The 21,564-nt window shown below is 61.7% G+C and carries 19 protein-coding genes and 1 tRNA gene; 5 read left to right on the top strand and 15 right to left on the bottom strand.

Features of this window, described 5'->3' with window-relative positions; translation table 11 throughout:
- Nucleotides 1-115: 115 nt before the first annotated feature.
- The 10 genes from WFR25_RS22875 to WFR25_RS22830 form a co-directional block, all read right to left on the bottom strand.
- Complete coding sequence (locus WFR25_RS22875; protein WP_336973958.1) at nt 116-727, bottom strand: ROK family protein; 612 nt, start codon at nt 725-727, stop codon at nt 116-118.
- A complete protein-coding gene (locus WFR25_RS22870; protein WP_336975010.1) occupies nt 712-1,170 on the bottom strand; it encodes an ROK family transcriptional regulator in 459 nt (152 codons plus the stop codon). Before WFR25_RS22870 ends, WFR25_RS22875 begins: the two co-directional genes overlap by 16 nt.
- A 265-nt stretch (nt 1,171-1,435) precedes the next feature.
- A complete protein-coding gene (locus WFR25_RS22865; protein WP_336973956.1) occupies nt 1,436-2,179 on the bottom strand; it encodes a FadR/GntR family transcriptional regulator in 744 nt (247 codons plus the stop codon).
- 87 nt (nt 2,180-2,266) lie between these two features.
- Nucleotides 2,267-5,137 (bottom strand): TonB-dependent receptor, encoded by a 2,871-nt coding sequence (locus WFR25_RS22860; protein WP_336973954.1) that lies wholly within the window; start codon nt 5,135-5,137, stop codon nt 2,267-2,269.
- A 229-nt stretch (nt 5,138-5,366) separates the two neighbouring features.
- Nucleotides 5,367-6,242: a rhamnogalacturonan acetylesterase gene (locus WFR25_RS22855; RefSeq protein ID WP_336973953.1), complete on the bottom strand. Its 876-nt coding sequence runs from the start codon at nt 6,240-6,242 to the stop codon at nt 5,367-5,369.
- 14 nt (nt 6,243-6,256) lie between these two features.
- Nucleotides 6,257-7,009 (bottom strand): SDR family NAD(P)-dependent oxidoreductase, encoded by a 753-nt coding sequence (locus WFR25_RS22850; protein WP_336973952.1) that lies wholly within the window; start codon nt 7,007-7,009, stop codon nt 6,257-6,259.
- Between the two features lie 2 nt (nt 7,010-7,011).
- Nucleotides 7,012-8,283 carry an MFS transporter gene (locus tag WFR25_RS22845; RefSeq protein ID WP_336973951.1) on the bottom strand — a complete coding sequence of 424 codons (1,272 nt, stop codon included), beginning with the start codon at nt 8,281-8,283 and terminating at the stop codon, nt 7,012-7,014.
- Nucleotides 8,280-10,481 (bottom strand): alginate lyase family protein, encoded by a 2,202-nt coding sequence (locus WFR25_RS22840; RefSeq protein WP_336973950.1) that lies wholly within the window; start codon nt 10,479-10,481, stop codon nt 8,280-8,282. Before WFR25_RS22840 ends, WFR25_RS22845 begins: the two co-directional genes overlap by 4 nt.
- Nucleotides 10,478-12,706 carry a chondroitinase-B domain-containing protein gene (locus WFR25_RS22835; RefSeq protein WP_336973949.1) on the bottom strand — a complete coding sequence of 743 codons (2,229 nt, stop codon included), beginning with the start codon at nt 12,704-12,706 and terminating at the stop codon, nt 10,478-10,480. The genes WFR25_RS22840 and WFR25_RS22835 overlap by 4 nt, the downstream gene beginning before the upstream one ends.
- Before the next feature lie 466 nt (nt 12,707-13,172).
- A tRNA-Arg gene (locus tag WFR25_RS22830) sits at nt 13,173-13,249 on the bottom strand.
- Nucleotides 13,250-13,387: 138 nt separating this feature from the next.
- On the opposite strand from WFR25_RS22830, the gene WFR25_RS22825 reads away from it, so the two are divergent.
- Entirely contained in the window at nt 13,388-14,095 is a 708-nt protein-coding gene (locus WFR25_RS22825; RefSeq protein ID WP_336975009.1) for a queuosine precursor transporter, read from the top strand.
- 212 nt (nt 14,096-14,307) lie between these two features.
- Nucleotides 14,308-15,195, top strand: a complete 888-nt coding sequence (locus WFR25_RS22820; protein WP_336973948.1) for a GGDEF domain-containing protein — start codon at nt 14,308-14,310, stop codon at nt 15,193-15,195.
- Here WFR25_RS22820 and truA read toward each other — a convergent pair.
- Together truA and fmt are read right to left on the bottom strand one after the other, a co-directional pair.
- Nucleotides 15,174-15,926 carry a tRNA pseudouridine(38-40) synthase TruA gene (truA, locus tag WFR25_RS22815; RefSeq protein WP_336973947.1) on the bottom strand — a complete coding sequence of 251 codons (753 nt, stop codon included), beginning with the start codon at nt 15,924-15,926 and terminating at the stop codon, nt 15,174-15,176. The genes WFR25_RS22820 and truA overlap by 22 nt on opposite strands.
- A gap of 21 nt (nt 15,927-15,947) precedes the next feature.
- On the bottom strand, nt 15,948-16,856 hold the full coding sequence (fmt, locus tag WFR25_RS22810; RefSeq protein WP_336973946.1) for a methionyl-tRNA formyltransferase: 909 nt from the start codon (nt 16,854-16,856) through the stop codon (nt 15,948-15,950).
- Between the two features lie 53 nt (nt 16,857-16,909).
- Between fmt and recR the strand changes: the two genes are divergently transcribed.
- From recR to WFR25_RS22795, 3 genes are all read left to right on the top strand, one after another.
- Nucleotides 16,910-17,506 (top strand): recombination mediator RecR, encoded by a 597-nt coding sequence (gene recR, locus WFR25_RS22805; RefSeq protein WP_336975008.1) that lies wholly within the window; start codon nt 16,910-16,912, stop codon nt 17,504-17,506.
- Between the two features lie 62 nt (nt 17,507-17,568).
- A complete protein-coding gene (gene def / locus WFR25_RS22800; RefSeq protein ID WP_336973945.1) occupies nt 17,569-18,096 on the top strand; it encodes a peptide deformylase in 528 nt (175 codons plus the stop codon).
- Between the two features lie 139 nt (nt 18,097-18,235).
- Nucleotides 18,236-19,339, top strand: coding sequence for a calcium:cation antiporter (locus tag WFR25_RS22795; protein WP_336973943.1), 1,104 nt, complete (start codon nt 18,236-18,238; stop codon nt 19,337-19,339).
- A gap of 2 nt (nt 19,340-19,341) precedes the next feature.
- On the opposite strand, the gene phoB is transcribed toward WFR25_RS22795, so the two are convergent.
- From phoB to pstB, 3 genes are read right to left on the bottom strand one after another with little or no spacing between them, the layout of a single operon-like run.
- Nucleotides 19,342-20,040 (bottom strand): phosphate regulon transcriptional regulator PhoB, encoded by a 699-nt coding sequence (gene phoB / locus WFR25_RS22790; RefSeq protein WP_336973942.1) that lies wholly within the window; start codon nt 20,038-20,040, stop codon nt 19,342-19,344.
- A 5-nt stretch (nt 20,041-20,045) separates the two neighbouring features.
- On the bottom strand, nt 20,046-20,741 hold the full coding sequence (gene phoU, locus WFR25_RS22785) for a phosphate signaling complex protein PhoU (RefSeq protein WP_336973940.1): 696 nt from the start codon (nt 20,739-20,741) through the stop codon (nt 20,046-20,048).
- Nucleotides 20,742-20,773: 32 nt separating this feature from the next.
- Complete coding sequence (gene pstB, locus WFR25_RS22780; RefSeq protein WP_336973939.1) at nt 20,774-21,562, bottom strand: phosphate ABC transporter ATP-binding protein PstB; 789 nt, start codon at nt 21,560-21,562, stop codon at nt 20,774-20,776.
- Nucleotides 21,563-21,564 lie beyond the last annotated feature (2 nt).

The raw sequence follows: 21,564 nt of genomic DNA, 5'->3' as shown, positions 1-21,564 counted from the left end.
TTAACATGAAGAAATAAAACAATATTTTATACAGCGATGCAGGCCTACCCTTGTTTGGCGCAGGCGCTCCTCAGCGGTGCGAGCCGAATCAAGCCGCGGTACCGACGCATTGATGTCAAAAAAATACAGCTTGGAGCGGGAGCATCGCTGCTCCGACAGCGACGGGGTCGCGCAGGGATGCGGCGAACCGAAGCGGTGGAGATGGACGGCGAAAGCCTCGCCGTTCTGCGGGATAGAAGTGCAACCGCTCGATCAACTCGCTGGCCAACACTTCCGGTAGTCGTCCGCCAAGGATAATCATGCCCGGGTCCACCGCAGACCCGATGCCGTTGACGATCAGGGTGAGCGAGCGTTCCGCTGCCTGGAGCCAGGTCGAGACCCCCGCCCATGATGGATCGAAAGCGTCCAGAAACGCCTGCAAGGTTGGATAGGACAGTCCCGCCTCGGCCTTGACGATCTGCGTCAATTTGCCCAGCGATGGGGAGGCATAATCGGGCGGCAGCATGCCACCGAATTCACCGGCGTTGCCGCTGACGCCGCGAACCGCTCTCCCATTGCGGATCAGACCTCCGCCGAAGCCGGCAGCAAAGTGCAAATAGGCAAAGTCATCGACCTCACGACCATAGCCGAGCAAGGATTCTCCCACTGCGGCGGCCGTACCGTCATTTTCCACCCACACAGGGATACCGAGCGCGTCCTTGAACACGCGGCCTATTTCGACGCCCAATCATCCAGGGCGGGCGGATTGACCTGACTGCCGTCGACGACGAAATAGCCCGTAATCCCGATTCCCAACCCGGCCAGCGCAGTCAGCGCATGTCCTTGTCCAGCCAAATTGGCAATGAAGCTGCTGGCCATTTCCAGCACATCGCAAGGACTTGGAGATTCAACGCCGATCGCGCTCTCGCAGATCACCTCACCGCACAGGTTTATGGCGACCAGCTTCACGCCATCCGCCATGATCGACAAGCCAAGCGAGAATGCGGCATCCGGATTGAGGTTGACAATCGGACTGGGCTGGCCCCGACCGTTGCGGACAATCTCTCCGATCCTGATGAGGTCGCGTTTTGCAAGGCGGTCGATGATACGCGACACTGATTGTTGCGTGAAGGATGATGCTTTCGTCAATTCAGCGCGTGTTGCACCTATATGACGTTGAATGAGGCTCATTACCAATCGGTCACCGGATGTTTCCAGACCCTGCATCATATCTCCGGTTTCGTCCCGCATTCCGTCCCGCGCCCTTTGCATATTACGTTAATCGACGCCAAATGATTGTCGGACGCAGCAAAGGCCGATCGCCTGGTCGTCGTTCCAACACCTTCATTCTGAAAAGCGTCTCACTGCCAGACCTGCTGGCCGTGGCCAACTGGAATGACCGGTTTCAGGTGACAGCGATCGGCGCCTGAGCTGGGCGCGTTGTTGACGGATGTGATCAACCGATCCGGGCGCTCATCAAAAAGCGCTCGCGGCTCTGTTGCGACTTGCGCCGCAGTTCAGAAATTTCCCGTTCTTCGGTCGCGTCCAGCATGGATTCGAGAAGCCGATGGAAATGTTGGCGCATGGCGAGCCGTGCTCCCTGCGGGTCCCGGCGGCGAAGCGCATCGACGATCGTGGCATGTTCCTGACGCCGCGTCATGCCGTCATGCTTGCAAACACTGGCATGGGTATTGCGCACCTCGGGCAATTCGGTTCGCAGGCGCCACAGGGTACGGATGACATGGGTAATGGCGGCATTGCCTGACGCCGACGCGATCGCCATGTGGAAATCACGGTCGACCTGGGTCGACTGTTCGTCGTCGCCATCATCCTTCGCCATCGCGTCGAGCAGTTCGTCGAGTTGCGCCAGCGTCTCGTCGGAAATCACCGGAGCCGCCAGTGCCGCCGCTTCCGATTCGAAAAGCGAGCGGGCCTCTGTCAGTTCGAAGGCGCTGACCGGCGGCAGCTTTTCCTCCTCCTTGCCCGCGTTTTCGGAGACATAGACACCTGAGCCCGTCTTGATACGGATCATGCCAACCGCCTGAAGGGCAATTTCCGCTTCGCGAATGGTAACGCGGCTCACATTGAACCGTTCTGCCAGTTCGCGTTCACCGGGCAGGCGCGATCCCGGCGGGAAAACACCTTCCGCGATCAGTGCGACGATCTGGTCGGCAATGCCCTGAAACAGGCGATCAGCCATGACGGTCCTTCTTTTCTTCGGTCATGGGATTTACGATAGCGTCCATGCCAAAATGAAGCAATTGCCTGACCAGTCGCTTTATACCGATTAAAAGCGCACGCGCAGGCCGACAAAATAGCGCGAACCATAATAATGATACTGCCGGATGCTACCGCTAACCGGCATGTCGGTGATCTTGGGTTCGTCAAAAATGTTTACGGCCTGGAATTGCAACTGCATGGTCTTGTTGATGTCGTAGGAAGCCCGCAGATCCAGCGTATCGTTGCCGCGCACATAGCGCAGTTGTGAATTGCCGCCGACGAAATCCTGATAATAGTTGGAGCGGTAATTATAGATCGCCTGCAGGTTCAGGCCACCCATTGAATAGTAAAGCTGCCCGGAAACGACGTGCTTGGAATAGCCAGACAGATTGGCGGCAGGAATCATGCCCGGCGTGGTGGTATCCGTGACCGGATCATATACCGCGCCCAGGCGGATATCTTCGTTCTTGAAGTTGGAATTGGCATAATTGTAGCTGACCTTGCCGCCAAGGCCATCGAATGGCGCGGGCAACCAGGAAAAGCGGTTGGCAAGCGTGACCTCAAGGCCATAGACCCTGCTCTTGTCACTGCTGTTCTGGGTCTGCACCACGGGGATGGAATAATCTTGCCCGCCGATCGTGAAGTTCTCGTTCAGCACGACCGGAATGAAACCGCCGCTGAACTGCTTGTAATAGACGGTGGCGGAGAACAGCGAATCACGGTTGAGATAATATTCGATCGCAGCGTCGGCGTTCCACGACATCAAAGGCTTGAGGCGTGGCGAGCCATTGGCGGTAATCAGGCTGATGGCGTCAGCCACCGAACTGAAATTATTGCCATCCTCCAACTGGATCGTCCGTCCCGCACCAAGCGCGCTGGGCGCCGGGCGGGACATGGCGCGATAGGCCGCCAGGCGAACCAGCAGGTCAGGCTTCACCTCGAAGATCGCATTGAGGCTAGGCAGGAATTTCGTCGACTGACTCTTGATCGTCACGGTGTCGAACACACCGCTTTCAACAAGGCGGATCGACCCGTCAGGATTGTTGACGACCTCAAGGTCGCTGCGTAGTCCGTTCGACGTCACCTTGGTATTCACCACGCGGACGCCGAAATTGCCGCGAACGGGCATGGCACCCAGATCGCTTTCATAATTGGCCATCAGATAGGCCGCGAGCGTCTTTTCGGTGACGTCGCGATTGGCCACCGACCGCACATCGTCATTCCGGCCGGGATCTTCCGTGCCCAGATAGCCCTGAAACTGACAGACGGGATCAAAGGTCGCCCAACTGGACAACTGATCGCCCGGCGCGTTCGACAGATAGCCCGTCTGGGGAAAGACGGTACGGCAGGCGAGGTTGACGCCACGATCGACGGCGCGATCGTCCTGCGTGATCTCTACCCGGTCGTCATAGTCGGAATAGGTGAGCTTGGAAAAACGCACGCCTGCCGCGATGCTGCGCAGGAATCCGTCCATCTCATAAGCCCCGTCCAGACGACCCGCGATGATTTTGTTGCGGCGCTGCTGTTCGTCGCGGCGCAATCGCGCATCGTCGCTGAACAGCGCCGGATCGTTGACGTTGAAACGCGGATCTAAGGTGATTGCCGGAGCATAGCTGCCGGGCGCAACATCATAGACATAGCCGACGCGCTGGTTGTTGATCGGCGTGCGGTTGCCAAAGATGTCCAGCGGATCGGTCCGCAGCCGAACGGACCGTTCCACATCGGTACGAATCGTGCGTGAATAGGATGCGTCGCCCGTGATCGTCAGGCGATCGGTCGGTTTCCATGCAACGTCGAAGCCGCCGCCGAGATATTCCTCGTTGCGCTCCAATAAAGTGCTGACCGCTTCGAGTGACGTCTGCCCTTCGACATGGGTCAGGACGCCATTGTCATCATGGGCGATGTTCCTGAGGCCGTAACGCAATTCCGACAGGTTGAGATCGCGCCGGTCTTCCGAATAGTCGCGTTTGGAATATTGAACGTCGACATTGATATCCAGCGTCGCGCTCGGTCGCCACTGGATCGCGCCGAAGATGGCATCGCGCTTGTCGCTTTCGCTGATCTGGCGGAAGGTCGCGGCATTGGGGACGAGAGCAAAGGGGGCGCCTGCAGCACCGGCCTCGCGGCCCACTTCAGTGCAGTTTCCGTTGGCGACGGTAACGGTCGGGTTGCAGGCGACCCAGGTGGAACTGGCGGCATAGGTTTCTTCGGGATTATTGGTCTTGTTGCGCTGAGCGCCAACGGCGATGCCGATCTCTCCAAGGGCGCCAACGTCGAACTGGTCAACATAGCTCGCCGTGCCGCGCCAGCCCCAGCCGCCCGAACCGACGATGCGATCCTGGTAGGGGCTGTAATTGCCCTTCACCTCCAGTTGCAGCCGACTCTTCTTGAAATCGAGCGGCTTTATCGTTTCCAGTTCGATGGAGCCGGCGACGCCACCCTCGACCAGATCGGCTTGCTGCGTCTTGTAGATCTTGATGCCGTTGACCAGTTCGGACGGGAACTGGTTGAAATTCACCGCCCGGTCGCCGCTTCCGTTGGAAGCGTCCCGTCCGTTGAACGTGGTGTTGCTGAGGAAAGAGCCAAGGCCGCGCAGCGATATTTCCGAGGCCCCACCCTTTTCCCGATGTGTGGTCGCCCCTGTGATCGTCTGGATCGCCTCACCCACCGATAGGGCGGGCAGATCGCCAATTTCGGTCGAGGACAGCGCATCGACGATCGCCGTTTCCTTGCGCTTTGCGCTGATGGACGTCTGAAGCGTTTCGCGGACACCGGTCACAACGATATCCGTGACGCTGGTATCGCCCTGCTCCGCGGGGGGAGTGCTGCTCATCTGCGCAAAGGCGGACGGCACGAAGAGCATGGGAAGGGTTGCTCCGGCCAGAAGATGGCGGCGAGCGCTACGGCGGTTCAGTCCGATGCTGGCGAAGTACGTCATATGTCCTCTCCCCTTTGGGCATTTTGTCATCTAGCTGTCCAATATGACGCCAAATGTCAATCCAAAGATGCAGTCCAGTTTAACATTTTATTTATACCAATTTTAATCCATGCGGTATGCGCAAAGCCATCCCGGCATGTGGCATCACCACAGGCTTGGCGAAATCCACACAGTCGGGGCCGGAAGACGTACCCCGCTCGAAAACACAGCCTGTCGAGCGAAACAGCCGTCAGGGCGCGATCTGGTGACGCAATTCGGGCACCGCGGCGACAAGGTCATGTGCCACCAGCCGGGCGAAAAGCTGTGCCCCAGCATCGCCGACATGGGTGTAATCGAACTTGCGCTGGAACTGGCCTTGCGGGCCGTCAGGGGTCGTCGGCACATCAGGCAGGCGTGCCTGTTCGGCCGAACGCGGCTTGAGGGTGGTGCCCGTCTTCGCTGCGGCCCGTTCAGCGTCATTGGGGCCGGTCTGTGCCAGCGTCATTGCCTGCTCCGCCCCCATGCGCTGCACCACCGCCCCGCTGCGCGCATTGAGGTCGACCAGCGGCACCTTCATCGCTTTCGCGACTGAACGGATACTGGCCGACCATGGCTCCAGCCTGTGATCGAGCTTGCCGTGCAGGAACGCGCGTCGCGTCAATGGCGTAAGCAGTACCGGCTCGGCACCGATGGCGCGAACCTCCTCCACCATGCGACGCAGGTTGGCGGGAAACTCGCCGTTCAGGTCGGTCCATCGTTCGGCGGCCGTCGACTGGTCGTTATGCGCGAACTGGATCAGCACATAGATCTTGCGATAGCCGGGCACCTTGGCTTCGGCCAGCGCGATGTCCCATGACCCTTCCTGCCGGTAGCTGCGCGTCGACCGCCCGCCGCGCCCGACATTCAGGCAGGCGACCGACGATTTGACATGGTGCGCGCAGAACATGGATGCCCATCCGCTCATCGGCGCCATGGTTGAATCGCCCACCAGCACGATCTTGTACGGCACCAGCCGTTCGGCGTCGGTGCGCCGGGCGGCAGGCCCCTCGCGCCCGTCGGCGTTCTGCGCCTGCGCGGCGGGGATGAGCGCCACCAGCGCCATCCCCGCAATCCATGTCTTCAGCATAGTCTTGCCTTCCTTCAGGAGAAGAACAGCCCGCCATTGATGTCGAGGTTGACCCCCGTCAGGAAGGCCGCGTCCTCCGACAGCAGATAGGCAACGGCGCTCGCCACCTCGTCGGGATGCCCTTCGCGCCGCAGCGGCGTGTTGCCAGCGGTCGCCGCCCGCCCTTCCGGCTTGGAGAATATGTCGTGGAAGCTGGTGCCGATCAGGCCGGGACACAGCGCATTCACCCGGATGCCCTGCGGCCCCAGTTCCTTCGCCCAGGCACGCGTCAGGCTCATCATCGCGCCCTTGGACGTGGCGTAGATGCTCGCACCCGGCCCGCCGCCGTCCCGCCCGGCCAGCGAAGCGATATTCACGATCGCGCTCCCCTTGCCCAGATACGGCAGCGCCGCCTTGGTCACCAGAAAAGCGGATTTGAGGTTCAGGTCCATAACCTCATCGAAAAAGGCTACATCCATCTCCGCCAGCGTCTTGCGGGCGACCATGCCGCCAGCCAGGTTCACCAGAAAATCGACATGGCCGCCATAGGCCGCGGTCGTCGCGGCGATCAGGCCAGTGACGTCCTCGGCCCTGGTCACGTCCGCGCGATGGATCATCGCGACACCGCCCGCAGCCTCGATCTGCGCGAGGGTTGCCTCAGCCTCCGCCGCGTTGCTGCGATAGTTGATGACGACCTTCGCGCCCTCGCTTGCCAGCCGGACCGATACCGACTTGCCGATGTCCCGTCCGCCACCGGTAACAATGGCGATCTTATCCTTGAAACGCATGCTCAAACCTCATTTTCTGGAGATGATAGGGGCGTGATCCGGCCGCCCAGCAGCCAGATGCACAGGAGGGAAACCGGCACCAACGCAGCGGCGAGCGCAAATATCGGCGCATAGGATGTGGCCGTCATGGACGGCACCAGCCAGGTGGTGATGAGCGTACCCGCAATCGCGGCGGTGCCGCCCAGCCCGGCCAGCGAGCCGACGGTGCCGCCGCCGAAATAGTCGGCCGGCAACGTCTGGATATTGTTGATCGCCATCTGGAAGCCAAAGAGAATGACGGCGATCAGCAGCACGGCATAGAGGGGCGTTGCCGCATGCATGGTCAGCAGCAATGGCGGCAGCATGATGATCCCGCCCAGCGTGATCGCGAACTTGCGGGCGAAATTGACCGACCGGCCACGCGCGATCAACGCTCCGGACAGCCATCCGCCGGTCAGGCTGCCCAGCATGGCGCCTACGAACGGCACCCAGGCGAACAGGCCGATCTGTTGCACATCGAAACCAAAGGTTTCAGCCAGATAGATGGGCAGCCAGGACACGAACAGCCACCAGACGGGGTCAAGAAAGAAACGGCCCAGAATGATGGCCCAGCTCTGCCGGTGCCGCAGCATCTGCGTCCAGCCGGGCGCATAGCCGGTTGGCGGGGCATCGGCTGCATTCTCGCCGGTCCCCATGATATGATCCCGCTCCGCCTGCGTCAGCCAGGGATGGGCATCGGGATCGGCGCGATAGAACCAAAGCCAGGGCACCAGCCACAGGAAACCCAGCAGGCCGATCACCAGAAACGTCGTGCGCCAGCCGAACCCGGTGAAGAGCAAGGCGACGAGCGGCGCCGACACGATCGCGCCAAGGGACGCGCCCGCATTGAATATGCCCTGTGCGAGCGCCCTCTCCTTTTGTGGAAACCATAGCGCATTGGCCTTGGCCGCGCCCGGCCAGTTGCCCGCCTCACTTACGCCAAGCGTCACCCGGAGCAACGCCAGCAGGCCCAGCGAGCGGACCATGGAATGCAACCCGATCGACAGCGACCAGAAAAGGATCGACACGGCAAACCCCATGCGCGTGCCGATGACGTCGAATATCTTGCCGAACACCGACTGGCCAAAAGCGTAGGCGATCATGAAGATCGTCACGAGCAGCGCATAATCGGACTTGTCCGCGCCAATATCCTTGGAAACCGCAGGCCACATCACGGCCAGGGCATTGCGGTCGATATAGTTGATGACCGTCGCCAGCCCGATCAGGGTGATGACCATCCAGCGCATATTTTTCATCGGGCGGTCTCCTTCGCCGTGTCGAAGCGGCCGAAATGCCCTTTCCATGCAAGCGGACGGCCATCGACGGTCACGCGATGCGCCCTGTCAGGGTCGGCATCCTCGGCCACGGCCAGCAGGATGCGGCTGCCGTCCAGCATTTCCACCGTCACGACATCGGCATCCCCTTCGCGTACATGGCGCAAGGCCTTGACGGCGCTGCGGCTGCCCGTCGTCGTTTCCGACGCGGCGTCATAACGGCCATGCGGCTCGATCAGGCTGACGAAGGCAGCGTCCTTCGCATTGTCCAGCCGCTGGATAACCACCGGCTCGCGACGAAGGTTGAAGCGCGGGTCGTTGGCTCCGCTTTCGCCCAAAATCATCTGCACACCGGGCGTCGCGACGCGATAGCTGTAGAAACGGCCATCCTCGATCCAGGTGACGACACCATTGTCAGCGCCCGGCATGCCCGTCGCATCCACCCAAAGATGCTGATAGCCATTGGCTTTGCCCAACACGGGTCGCATCGTGACGTTGGACTTCAGGGCGAAGCCGGTATCGATCAGATGGCCAGCGAAATGGAGCGGCAGGTCATAGCGCGCCGCCTTGTCTCCCTTCACCCGCAAAAGATCGATGACGATCGGGCTTTTCAGGCCCTCGACCACCAGTTGCGCCAGTGTCCGGCGAAAGGTCACGCCGGGATAGGCGTCCGTCATCTCGGCCGTGCTGATCCGCGTCGGCGCATCGCCGGAGAAGTAAATCTGTCGGGGCGCCAGCGTGTCGGCCAGTTTTTCATTGCCGCCGAAATGGCTGACCTCTCCCACGACCAGCGTGTTGTGGGCAACGGTCTGCTGCGCCCAGCTGTCATTTTCGGGAAGATAGCGACCACCATCCTTCGCCTCGATATTCAGGAAGCGCGCCGCGCCATAATCAGTGACGATCGCATTGCCGCCGTCATAGAGCAGCCAGTTGAGCTTGTCGAAATGACCATGGCCCATACCCTGCGCGGTATTTTTGGCGAGAAGAAGCTGGTCCTTGTCCCCCGGTCCCGCGCGCATGATGGCCAGCGCGCCCTGATCCCCATTCGGCCCGTCGCGCAGCAGCATCGATGCGAAGGGAAAGGGTTTGGCCATGCCGCCTGCCAGATCGCGCGCCACCGCCAGCCCGTCCGGGCTGAGGACCGTCCGGCCCTGCCACTGCGCGATCGACAACAGGGTCGGGTCCTTCGTCACGCCGTAGCCGGTCGCGACCGCCTGATAGAGTTCCTCGGTCCGCAGGCTTTTGTCCGGCATGGCGTCGTTCAGCGGGAAGAACAGGCCATCATAGGTTAGCTGAATGGTCGTGCGGATCGCCTTCAGAACGATTCCGTCGCGATAGGCAAATATCTTGCGCTGTGGCTCGTTCTCTTCGATCGCGGCAGCGAAAATGACGAAGGGGTGCAGCGCGTAACGCTGATAATAGGGGCCTTCGGCATAATAGCCGTCGGGCGAAAAAAGCTGATCGAGCTGACGCAGAAAGCCGGCCTTTCCGCTCTTGTCGAGTCCCTTCAAAGCCATTTCCACCAGATTGTGATCGCGCAGGACATAGCCGGTCATGCCAACCCCGGCATTGGCCCAGGTCGCATGATTGTGGATCCGGTCGAACACCTTGGGCGAGCCGGTCGAAAGGAAGGCCGCCATCCTGCGGAACACATTATCGTCGATCAACTGCCGCTGCGCGGGGGTCAGCGTGTCGCGGATCGCATCATAGCCCTGGATGCCGTAGACCAGCCAGACGCTGTCGTTGAGGCTTTGCCAGAATAGTCGCCCGGCCGCCTGGTTCGATGCGGCGGGATGCGGGCCAAGCGTGGGATACAGCTTTGCATAGACGAGCAGCATGTCGCGCGCATAATCGGCGTAACGATGCTCGCCGGTGATGCGGTAGAGCAGTCCCGCGCCATAGAGTGCCGTGTAATTACGCTTGTGCTGCTCGTGCGTCGCGCCACCCCCTGGGTCCTTGGGGGCTGGCACGTCGATGCCTGCGCGGATCGCGGCATCCACCCCTTTACGAGTACGGGCCAGTTCCTGCGCGAACAGCGGATAGCGATCGGCCTGCGCGGACATAGTGGCAAGCCTGGCCGCGTCGATCAGGACAGGCCGCGTCGCCGCATCCTGTGCGTAGGCGGGCGTTGTTGCCAGCACCAGCAGCGAGGCCGCAATCAGGGATGTTCGGATGTTCATTGCGCAACTCCGGTGGCGATATTGTCAGCCATTTCGACCCGCGGCATGGCTTGGGGATAGAGTTGGGTGATCCGGGGCTGCGGCGTTGCAGCCATGCGATTGTGAACGATGCGCGTTTCGGGCGCGCCAACGCTGTGCGCGATGTCGATCGCTCCGGCCCGGACGAACCGGTTGTCCGCAATCAGGGTCGATTGCACCCCGGACAGGGTCAGCGCAGATGGGCCGCCATCGATGATGCCGTTGTTCCGCAGGACGAAAGCCGGGCCGAAGGTGCTTTCGTCCGTACCACCGCGCAGAACGTCGGCAATCCTGCCGACATCGGCAAATTGCGATCCCGCTATGCTGATGCGTTCGGCCGGGTAGTAGCCCTTGCCGCCCGTTTCGGCCGCAGCAGCGACTACTGTGCCGGAAAGGCCGCTGATCACCACATTCTCGATGCTGATATGATCGGCGAAAGTTCCGGCCGTAGTCGCCATGATGTCGAAGTCCGGCGCCTTGTCCATCCCCGTAAAGGCCGTGCCGCTTAGTTCCACCGCATAGTTGGCGATGGTCGGCACCAGCGCAGAACGGATCACCGCATTGCCCGGCTGGCCAGGGGCCGCATCGCCACGGATCGACAGTCCCTTTATCCGCAGACTTCCGCCTTCACCCAGTTGGAACAGCGTCGTTCCGGCAAAGGAGAGCATCGCCTCTTTCGGCCCGGCTATGGTCAGGGGGATGGTGACGACGATAGGCGCTGCAACATCGTAGCGGCCAGCCGAAAGCTGTAGCGTGTCGCCGGGCTGCGCCTTCGCAATGGCGGCACCAAGCACGCCGGGCGCTACATCCAGCCTATGCCCGCTGTCAAAACCCACCTTCGGCGCATCCTTGGGATACCAGGTCGGTCCCGTCTGATCCTTGCCAACCGGCTGCAAATCGGCTGGCGCGCCCAGCCTGGCCAGTAACGGGTCGGTGGGCACAAGGAGGCCGGTCTTCGCGCGCGACAGCGCAATCGGGCGATGGGCTATGCCCGTGGCCAATGCCACAGGCACGCCGCCACTGGCGACATTGTCGACAAAGCGGATTCCACGCACATCGGCATCTATCTGGATAATGTCCTGCTCCCCGGCACCGCTGACCAGATTGCTGGTGAAACGGCTGTCCTTTGGCGGAGCCGATCGCTCGGCATCGGCACCCGCGCCCAGCGTGATCCGGGCAATGTCGAACAGGGAATTATGCGTAATCAGCGCGCCTGACACCGGATGATAACGGTTGATCGACGATCCAGGCACACCGTTCATTACCGCGATGGCGCTCGTGAAATCCGTTCCCGCCAGCCCTTCCATATAATTGTGGCGCACAGTCTGGTCCGCATTGATGATGCGCACACCACCGGTATGCAGCTTGCCACCGCCCAGGAATATGTTGCGTTCGACCAGATTACCGTTGCCATGTCGCAGCACGACCGAGCCTTGCGACTGGAAGAGCGTGTTGCCGCGTATGATGTTGCCACCTGACTTGACGGAGATAATCTCCACCTCACCATCACATCGGTCGAAATAATTATTTTCCACGATGGTCGCGGAATCGGACAGCGATTCATCGCTGGTGCCGATCCGTAAAGTCTCGCCCCCGTTGGATCCGAGCGGCGGACGCGGCCCGAAATAATTGCTGTCGATGCGGTGGCGGTTGGCCTGCGGTTGTCCCTTTGGCCTGACGACCGCCAGAGTGACGCCGGCATTGCCCTTGCCCGCGAACCAGCTGTGGTCGACCCGATTGTCGGTTCCGTAGAGGGAGACCCAGCGATCTTCCTGCCGCCGGCTGGGCTTGTTGAAATGATCGATGACGACTTCGGTGAGCCGCGAATGGCTTGCGATGGTGCGGGCATCACGCCGAAAACTGATGACCTCGTCGCCCGGCGCATGGCCATTGCGAAAGACGAGGCCAGACACAACCATATATGTGCCGGCGATCTTCAGGCTCGATCCGCCCGAAAGAATGACCTTGCCCTTCGTCTGAGCGGTCAGGGTAATTGGATCGGATGCTGTGCCGCGCCCCTCGAACAGGACGGGAAAATCCTGCCAGACGCCATCTGCCAGACGGATGACGTCACCGGCTCTCACGTTTTTCATCACTTGCCGATATTCGGCCTGGTCGTGGACAAGATGCTCTGCACCCAGGGCCGGCGTGGATGCCGCCCACAGCGACGCCGCTGCTGCGGCCCAGTTCCCCGGCCTTTTCCTCATGCCTGCGCCATCCTTCCCCGACAGTCCAGAAACCCGTTCTGGCGATATTTGTCACTGGCCTAGCAAGTGAATATGCCTATTTCAAGATTTTGTTTATACCAAATTTCAATTTATCTTTATACCAATATGGTATGGGAATTCACACGGGGTCTTTACATCGCGAAATTTTGAAACTCGGCTTTCGACGCCCGTTGCAGGCGTTCCCGATCCTCTCCACAAAGGGGGGAGGGGAAGGCACGGCTTGACAGAGGCAGCGAGGGGCGACGGGCGGCCAGATCTTCGGCCTTGGGCTCGCTCAAGTCGCACTCGCGATCGCTGCCCTGACGCTTACGGGCATTCCGATTTTCAGCGTGCCTCCGTCAGTAGCCTTTGTAGCTGGCGCGGCTACCCTTTCGTACCACGGGGCAGCGAATGAAACGTTGATTTAGGGATGATTTCCGCACAATTCCGTCGCTTCGCACGGAAGTGGTGACCCCGGCGTGACTCGAACACGCAACATCCCGCTTAGAAGGCGGGTGCTCTATCCAGTTGAGCTACGGGGCCTCAAGATCCAGGCGAAGGGTGTGCCATCGCCGATGGCTCGATAGCGAGGCGTGGGCGTTCGCGCAATCGCCTGGCGCGGTTTGCATCCCGGCGCGCGCGCTCTATGCAGGAGTGGATGAGCGGGCGGGGGCAAGGTTGATGGTCGAAAAGTTGGATGCGGGGCAGATCGTCGGGCGGCCGTTGCGCTATTTCGATTTCTTCATGGCCGCCTTCGTCGCGATCCTGCTGCTCTCCAACCTGATCGGCGCGGCGAAGCTGGCGACGCTCTGGGGCTTTACCTTCGGCGCGGGCATCCTGTTTTTCCCGTTGGGCTATGTAATCGGCGACGTGCTGACCGAAGTCTATGGCTATGCCCGCGCGCGGCGCTGTGTCTGGGCAGGCTTCGCCGCGATGCTGTTCATGGCGGTGATGAGCTGGGTGGTCGTCGCCCTTCCCGCGGCAGAGGGATGGCCGGACCAGAAAGCCTATGAGGCGGTGTTCGGTGCAACCTGGCGGATCGTATTCGCCTCTCTTATCGCCTTCTGGGCGGGCGAGTTCGCCAATAGTTTCGTGCTGGCGAAGATGAAGCTGCTGACCAGGGGGCGGCATCTGTGGATGCGGACCATCGGGTCCACGGTGGTGGGGCAGGGGGTGGACAGCCTGTTCTTCTATCCGCTGGCCTTTCTGGGTGTCTGGAGCAATGGTCAGGTGGCGACGGTGATGGTCACCAACTGGGCGCTCAAGGTGGGCTGGGAAGCGGTTCTGACGCCTGTGACCTATGCCGTGGTCGGTTTCCTCAAGCGGCGCGAGGGGCTGGACATCTATGATGAAGGGACGAATTTCACCCCATTCCGCACGCGGGTCTGATTTTCGCGACGAACCGAGGCCGTTGAAGGGACTGCTAAACGCTCTTTTTACCCTCTGCAGGCATGAAGGGAACTTGTAGAAAGAGCGGGTTGTCCTTGTCCTATTATTTCGCCTCCATATTCGATGGAAACCGGTCGGCCCTGGGAGTGAAGGGTGCAGAGGGTCTGCCATGCGCAGTCGCCGGTCCCATGGTCCCCGGTTCTGCGGTTGATATGCAGGCGATTCAAACCGCGTTGGCATTGGCCGAGCGCCGGTTCCAGGCGACCTTCCATAACGCGCCTGTAGGCATCGCTCATGTCGGGATGGACGGCAGCTTTCTGCTGGTGAATGCGCGCTTCTGCGAGATTACCGGCTATTGCGCCGATGCGCTGATGCGCTCGGGTTTTCAGCAGATCACCCATGCCGATGATCTTCGCGCAGACGAGGCTTTGCTCGCTCGTCTGAACCGAGGCGAGATTCCCCGTTACTCGATGGAAAAACGCTATATCCGGCTGGATGGGGCAATCGTCTGGATCAATCTGACCGTGTCGATGATGCGCGATGAAGACGGCGAACCGGAACTCTATGTCGCGGTGGTCGAGGATCTGTCGGAGGTGCGAAAGGCCCATCATGAATCGACGCATGATCCACTGACGGGGCTGCGCAACCGCCGGGGCTTCGCCGACCGCGCTCAGGCTATGATCGATCAGGCGGTCCATGCGTGGGAGCCTGTCAGCCTTGTCTATCTGGATCTTGACGGGTTCAAAATGCTCAATGACCGCTTCGGACATGAGGCGGGGGACCAGTGCCTGATCGACGTGGGCACATTGCTGAAGGCCTATGTGCGCCCAATGGATGTCGCCGCCCGCATCGGAGGCGACGAGTTTGTCCTGTTGCTGTCGGGTTTGACCGACGACGCGGCGACCGAACTGGTCGAACGACTTCGCGTTTCTCTTTCGCAGCTTGTCTGGATGGACGATGTGGGCGTCAGTGGCAGCTTTGGCCTGCTGACGACCGTTCCCACCGCCGACACGGATCTGGCGGCCATGATCCGCCGCGCGGACGGAGCAATGTTGCAGGCCAAGCGCGCTGGCCGCAATCAGGTGGTGCTGGCCGGATAGTCTGCCCGGACGAAATAGAGGCCGTCAGGCGGGGCGTTGAGGCCCAGCCGCGATCGGTCCGCAGCGACCAATGCGTCGGCCATGTCCTGCGGCGACCAGCGGCCCATGCCCACCAGCCCCAGGCACCCGACCATCGATCGCACCTGATGGTGCAGGAACGAACGCGCCTGTGCATGAATGGCGACACGATCACCGTCGCGCGCCACATCAAGCCGGTCGAGCGTCTTCACCGGACTGGCCGATTGGCAATGGGCCGATCGGAAGGTGGTGAAATCGTGCAGCCCTATCAGATGCTGCGCGGCTTCATGCATCGCGTCTGCGTCGAGCGGCTGGGTCACGCGCCAGGCAAGCCCCGCCTCATGCGTCAGCGGCGCGCGGCGGTTGACGATGCGATAGACATAGGCGCGGCCGGTACAGCTAAAACGGGCGTGCCAGTCGTCGGGCACGATCATGCAATCAAGGATGGCGACCGGGTTGGGCCGGATCAGGGCGTTGATGGCCTCCATCAGCCGAAAGGCGGTGATCGGCCTGGCGATGTCGGCATGGGCGCGCATGGCCAGGCCGTGGACCCCCGCGTCTGTGCGCCCGGCGGCATGGACGACCGCCGCTTCGCCGGTGACGCGGGCAATGGCCTCCTCAATCGCCTGCTGGACGCTGGGACCATGGGCCTGCCGCTGCCAGCCCATGAAGGGGCGGCCATCAAATTCGACGGTGAAGGCGAAACGGGTCATGCGGCGGCGGCAGGAATGGGATCAATCATCCACGCGTGACCCGGCAGGCATGTCGAAGCCACGCAGCAACTCACCCGCCGACATCGCCCCCTTGCCCGCGCGCTGGACCAGCGTGGGACGGATGGCGTGATGGCCACAGCCGATCAGCAGGCTATGGTCCAGCAATTCCCCCGCTGGCCCCTCGTGCGGTTCGACATGGGCGGAAAGGATACGGAAACGCTCGCCACCATAGCTGAACCAGGCGCCGGGCCAGGGGTTGAAGGCCCGGACCTGCCGTTCGACCCGATGCGCGTCGGCGGTGAAGTCCAGCCGCGATTCGGCCTTGTCGATCTTGGCGGCATAGGTGACGCCCTCGGCAGGCTGGGGCATGGGCGGATGGAGCGAAAGGTCGTCCAAGACCTCGACCATCAATTCCGCTCCGGCCTGCGCCAGTTCTTGCGTCAGCGCGCCGGCGGTCTTGTCCTCGATCGGGGTGACATGCTTGGCGCGCATCGGGCCGGTGTCCAGCCCCGCCTCCATGTCCATGATCGTGACGCCGGACAGATTGTCGCCCGACAGGATCGCCCGCTGGATTGGCGCGGCCCCGCGCCAACGTGGCAGCAGGGAGGCGTGGATATTCATGCAACCATGGCGCGGCGCGTCCAGAATCGCGCGGGGCAGGATCAGGCCATAGGCCGCGACTACCGCGACATCGGCGTTGAACGCGCCGAAAGCCGCCTGCACATCCGCTTCCTTCAGCGAAACGGGCGTGCGCACCTCGATCCCCATTTCCTCCGCTTTGGCGTGGACGGGGGAGGGGCGCAGCGCTTTCCCCCGGCCCGCCGGGCGTGGCGGCTGACTGTAGACGGCGACGATAGCGTGCCCCGCCGCAGACAGGGCGTCGAGCGCAGGCACCGCGAAATCGGGCGTTCCCATGTAGATGATCCGCATGGTCCCTCTCAAACCCCTTGTGCCCATGACTTGCAAGCCCTTATCTCATGCCCATGGCTTCTCCTGAGATTGACGCGCTGACGCAGGCGCTTTCCCGCCTGCCGGGCCTTGGCCCGCGATCGGCGCGGCGTGCGGTGCTGCATCTGCTGAAAAAGCGGGAAAGCGCGATGGAACCGCTGTTGCGTGCGCTTGAGCGGGTGAATGAGCGACTGGTGACATGCTCGACCTGCGGCAATGTCGATACGGTCGATCCGTGTGGCATCTGCTCGGATCACCGGCGCGATCCGCGATCGCTGTGCGTGGTGGAGGATGTGGCGGACCTGTGGGCGCTGGACCGCTCGCGGCTTTTTCCCGGTCGTTTCCATGTTCTGGGCGGGCGATTGTCGGCGTTGGACGGGGTGCGGCCAGAGGATCTGGGCATCGACACGCTGGTCGCGCGGGTCGAGGCGGGCGGCATCGACGAGGTGGTGCTGGCGATGAACGCCACGCTGGAGGGGCAGACCACGGCCCATTATCTGGCGGAGCGGCTGGAGCGGTTTCCGGTACGGCTGACCCAGTTGGCGCATGGCATGCCGGTGGGTGGCGAACTCGATTATCTGGATGAAGGAACGCTGGCGCAGGCGTTGCGCGCACGCAGGCCAGTAGGATAGGGGCAATGGGGTGACGCGCTGCTACGCTTGATATTTGGCGGCGTTCGGGCTATTTTTGTTCCATGGCCATACTCCCTATTCTCGAAACGCCGGATCCACGGCTGCGCACCATATCGACCCGCGTGGAATCGATCGATGATGATCTCCAGCGTCTGATCGACGACATGTTCGAGACGATGTACGACGCGCCCGGCATTGGTCTTGCGGCGATTCAGGTGGGTGTGCCCAAGCGGTTGCTGGTCATGGACCTTCAGGAACCCGAGGAAGAGGAAGGCCCGGCCATCAAGAAGCCGATGGTCTTCATCAACCCGGAAATCCTCTCTGGTTCCGACACTGTGTCCGTCTATCAGGAAGGCTGCCTGTCGGTCCCCGACCAATATGCCGAGGTCGAGCGGCCCGCCACCATCCGCGCAAGCTGGATGGACCGCGAAGGACGGATTCACGAGGAGGAACTGGAAGGCCTGCTCGCCACCTGTCTTCAGCATGAGATGGACCATCTGGAGGGCATCCTCTTTATCGATCATCTGTCGCGCTTGAAGCGCGATATGCTTATCAAGAAGCTGATGAAGGCGCGCAAGGCAGCGGCTTGACACCGAATTGGCGATACGGGTGTTTCGCGATTGCGGACCCGTGTTTCTGTGCAATGTCTGAGCGATAAGTCGTGATGCAGGGCGCAGAAAATCTCTGCGTGGCTATGGACCTCACGCTGTCATGCCCTAGATGAAACGCATGACTTCATCCAATTTGCGTCTCGCTGCCGCCTGGGGCACCGTCGCGATCTTCCTGGGCATTGGCCCGGCGATGACCGCCTCTGCCACCGGCGCGCTGTCAGCCCTCCTGTTCGCCTGGCTCTTCGGCGTCATCATCTGGTCGGCCTTTGGCGTGGTGCATGAGGCGGAGGAAGTCGCCGAAAGATTGGGCGAGCCGTTCGGCACGCTGATCCTGACATTGTCCATCGTCATCATCGAAGTGGCGCTGATCGCTGCGGTGATGCTGGGATCGACCGACGTGCCGACGCTGGGCCGCGACACCATGTTCGCGGTGCTGATGATCGTGCTGAACGGCGTTGTCGGTCTTGGCCTGCTCATCGGAGGGCTGCGCCATCATCAGCAGAACTTCAACCTGCAGGGGGCGAACGCTTATCTGGCGGTTATCATCCCCCTGACCGTGATCGCGCTGGTCCTGCCCAATTTCACGACGACCACCTCGGCAGGCACGCTTTCGACCGTGCAGGCGGTGTTCTTCTCTATCTTCACGGTTGCCCTTTATGCCATTTTCATCTGGCTCCAGACCGGGCGGCACAAGGGATTTTTCGTGCCCCTGGGCGGCGATGGCGAGGAGGAAAGCGGCTCGCCGATGCCACATCATCAGCCAGGAGCAGGCTCCACCGGGCGGCATATCGCGCTGCTGCTGGCCAATATCCTGCCGATCATCATCCTGTCGAAAAGCCTCGCCAAGCTGCTGGATCAGGGGATCGCGGCGCTGGGCGCGCCAACGGCACTCAGTGGCATCATCATCGCCATGATCGTGTTCACGCCAGAGGGGATTTCGGCATTGAAGGCGGTGGCCGCCAATCAACTCACTCGCGCGATCAACCTGTGTCTGGGCGCGGCCACCTCCACGCTGGGCCTGACCGTGCCTGCCGTGCTGCTGATCGGCCTGTGGACTGGCCAGTCGGTCGTGCTGGGCCTTGCCTCGGCGCATATGGTGCTGCTGGTCGCGACGCTGATCCTCAACTCGCTCACCTTTTCAGGATCGCGCACGACCATGCTGGAGGGGGCGGTCCACCTCTCGCTGTTCTTCGTCTATCTGGTGCTGATCTTCAGCCCCTGAAATTAACCCGCCCCGTCAGTATCCAGCGCATAGCCAGCCGAGCGGACGGTGCGGATGATGTCGGCTCGGTCATCGGCGTTGATCGCCTTGCGGAGACGGCGGATGTGGACGTCCACGGTCCGTAATTCGATGTCGCTGTCCTGTCCCCATACGCTGTCGAGCAGCCGCTCGCGCGAGAAGACCCAGCCCGGATGCTCCAGAAAATGCTTGAGCAGGCGGAACTCTGTGGGGCCGAGCGGGATCACGGTGCCGCTGCGGCGGACCTTATGCCCCACCGTGTCCATCTCGACATCGGCGAAGGTCAAGGTTTCGCCCGCCAGCGCCGGGCGCACGCGGCGCAATACCGCGCCGACGCGGGCGACCAGTTCGCGCGGGGAGAAGGGCTTGGTCACATAATCGTCGGCGCCGGTTTCCAGGCCGCGCACGCGATCCTCTTCCTCGCCACGCGCCGTCAGCATGATGATGGGCACATTGGCGGTGCCGGTCATGCGGCGCAGGCGACGGCACACCTCGATCCCCGAGAGGCTTTCGACCATCCAGTCGAGCAGGACGATGTCAGGCACGCTTTCCTGCGCCAACAGCAACGCTTCCTCGCCGTCTACCGTATGAGTGACTTCGAAATCCTCACGCTTGAAATGCCAGATCAGCAGTTCGGCGAGTGCTGCGTCATCCTCGACCAGCAGCATCTTTGCACGGTTCATGCTACTCATTCCTCTGGGCCCATAGCGCCGCCGCGTTCGCGTTCCGGCAGGGTCTTGCCGGTCGCGGCGTAAAAGACCATTTCCGCGACGTTGGTCGCGTGATCGCCGATCCGCTCGATATTCTTGGCGACGAACAACAGGTGCGCGCACTCGCTGATCGTCTTGGGATTTTCGACCATGAAGGTGACGAGCGTGCGGAAGACGCTGTTGTAGAAATCGTCGACCACCGTATCGCGCTCGATCACCGCCAAAGCGAGATCGGGATCACGCGCGGCAAAGGCGTTCAGGGCGTCATGCACCATCTCGCTCGCCACCTGCCCCATGGAGGGGAGGAGCGAAATCGGCTCCAACGTCCGCTTGTTGGTGGCGATCATCGGCACGCGCTTGGCGATATTCTTGGCATAGTCGCCGATCCGCTCGATCACGCTGACGATCTTCAGTGCGGCGATCATATCGCGCAGATCGTTGGCCATCGGCGCGCGGAGCGCAATAATCTGCACCACCAACTTCTCGACCTCCGCCTCGATGGCGTCGATCCGCTTGTCGTCGGCGACGACCTCCGCCGCCAGCACTTTGTCGTGGCGCTGGAGAGCGATCATCGCATTTTCGATGGCCGCTTCGGCGCGGCCGCCCATTTCGGCGATGAGGCCACGCAGATTGTCGATTTCTTCGTCGAACGCCTTGATCGTATGTTCAGCCATGTCTGTCTCTCCCGCCCGGATCAGCCCCAAATTCAACCATAGCGACCGGTGATATAGTCCTTGGTCCGCTCTTGCCGCGGATTGGTGAAGATGTCCGACGTCACGCCATATTCGACCAGATCGCCCAGATGGAAGAAGGCGGTGCGCTGCGACACGCGCGCCGCCTGCTGCATATTATGGGTAACGATGACGATCGCATAGCGGCCGCGCAGTTCGTGGATCAGTTCCTCGATCTTGGCGGTCGCGATGGGATCAAGCGCGGAGCAGGGTTCGTCCATCAGGATGACTTCGGGTTCGACGGCGATCGCGCGGCCGATGCACAGGCGCTGCTGCTGGCCGCCCGAAAGCGCGGTGCCGCTGTCGTGCAGCCGGTCCTTCACCTCATCCCACAGGCCGGCGCGGCGCAGCGACTTTTCGACCACTACGTCCAGATCCGCCTTGGCATGGGCAAGGCCATGGATGCGGGGGCCGTAGGCGATATTTTCGTAGATCGACTTGGGGAAGGGGTTGGGCTTCTGGAACACCATGCCGACGCGGGCGCGTAACTGCACCACATCCATGCTGGGCGCATAGATATTCTCGCCGTCCAGTGTGATCTCGCCCTCTACCCGCGCGCTGGCCACGGTGTCGTTCATGCGGTTGAGGGTCCGCAGGAAGGTCGACTTGCCGCAACCCGACGGGCCGATGAAGGCGGTGACATGGTCCATGTCGACATCGATCGACACGCCCTTGATCGCTTCCTTCTGGCCGTAGAAGACCTGCACGTCGCGCGCGGTCATCTTTGGGTTGGAGGGCATCAGGCTTTCTTGATCTTCGGTCATTG

This window comes from Sphingobium aromaticiconvertens, from assembly GCF_037154075.1.
Classification (GTDB): domain Bacteria; phylum Pseudomonadota; class Alphaproteobacteria; order Sphingomonadales; family Sphingomonadaceae; genus Sphingobium; species Sphingobium aromaticiconvertens.
Note: the sequence above shows the minus strand (reverse complement) of the source record. Positions and strands in the feature narration are given on the sequence as shown.

Bases quoted from the DNA above. Each gene is read 5' to 3' on its own strand.
- WFR25_RS22870 (WP_336975010.1), bottom strand. From the start codon at position 1,170: ATGAGCCTCATTCAACGTCATATAGGTGCAACACGCGCTGAATTGACG.
- WFR25_RS22865 (WP_336973956.1), bottom strand. From the start codon at position 2,179: ATGGCTGATCGCCTGTTTCAGGGCATTGCCGACCAGATCGTCGCACTG.
- WFR25_RS22860 (WP_336973954.1), bottom strand. From the start codon at position 5,137: ATGACGTACTTCGCCAGCATCGGACTGAACCGCCGTAGCGCTCGCCGC.
- WFR25_RS22855 (WP_336973953.1), bottom strand. From the start codon at position 6,242: ATGCTGAAGACATGGATTGCGGGGATGGCGCTGGTGGCGCTCATCCCC.
- WFR25_RS22850 (WP_336973952.1), bottom strand. From the start codon at position 7,009: ATGCGTTTCAAGGATAAGATCGCCATTGTTACCGGTGGCGGACGGGAC.
- WFR25_RS22845 (WP_336973951.1), bottom strand. From the start codon at position 8,283: ATGAAAAATATGCGCTGGATGGTCATCACCCTGATCGGGCTGGCGACG.
- WFR25_RS22840 (WP_336973950.1), bottom strand. From the start codon at position 10,481: ATGAACATCCGAACATCCCTGATTGCGGCCTCGCTGCTGGTGCTGGCA.
- WFR25_RS22835 (WP_336973949.1), bottom strand. From the start codon at position 12,706: ATGAGGAAAAGGCCGGGGAACTGGGCCGCAGCAGCGGCGTCGCTGTGG.
- WFR25_RS22825 (WP_336975009.1), top strand. From the start codon at position 13,388: ATGGTCGAAAAGTTGGATGCGGGGCAGATCGTCGGGCGGCCGTTGCGC.
- WFR25_RS22820 (WP_336973948.1), top strand. From the start codon at position 14,308: ATGCAGGCGATTCAAACCGCGTTGGCATTGGCCGAGCGCCGGTTCCAG.
- truA (WP_336973947.1), bottom strand. From the start codon at position 15,926: ATGACCCGTTTCGCCTTCACCGTCGAATTTGATGGCCGCCCCTTCATG.
- fmt (WP_336973946.1), bottom strand. From the start codon at position 16,856: ATGCGGATCATCTACATGGGAACGCCCGATTTCGCGGTGCCTGCGCTC.
- recR (WP_336975008.1), top strand. From the start codon at position 16,910: ATGGCTTCTCCTGAGATTGACGCGCTGACGCAGGCGCTTTCCCGCCTG.
- def (WP_336973945.1), top strand. From the start codon at position 17,569: ATGGCCATACTCCCTATTCTCGAAACGCCGGATCCACGGCTGCGCACC.
- WFR25_RS22795 (WP_336973943.1), top strand. From the start codon at position 18,236: ATGACTTCATCCAATTTGCGTCTCGCTGCCGCCTGGGGCACCGTCGCG.
- phoB (WP_336973942.1), bottom strand. From the start codon at position 20,040: ATGAACCGTGCAAAGATGCTGCTGGTCGAGGATGACGCAGCACTCGCC.
- phoU (WP_336973940.1), bottom strand. From the start codon at position 20,741: ATGGCTGAACATACGATCAAGGCGTTCGACGAAGAAATCGACAATCTG.
- pstB (WP_336973939.1), bottom strand. From the start codon at position 21,562: ATGACCGAAGATCAAGAAAGCCTGATGCCCTCCAACCCAAAGATGACC.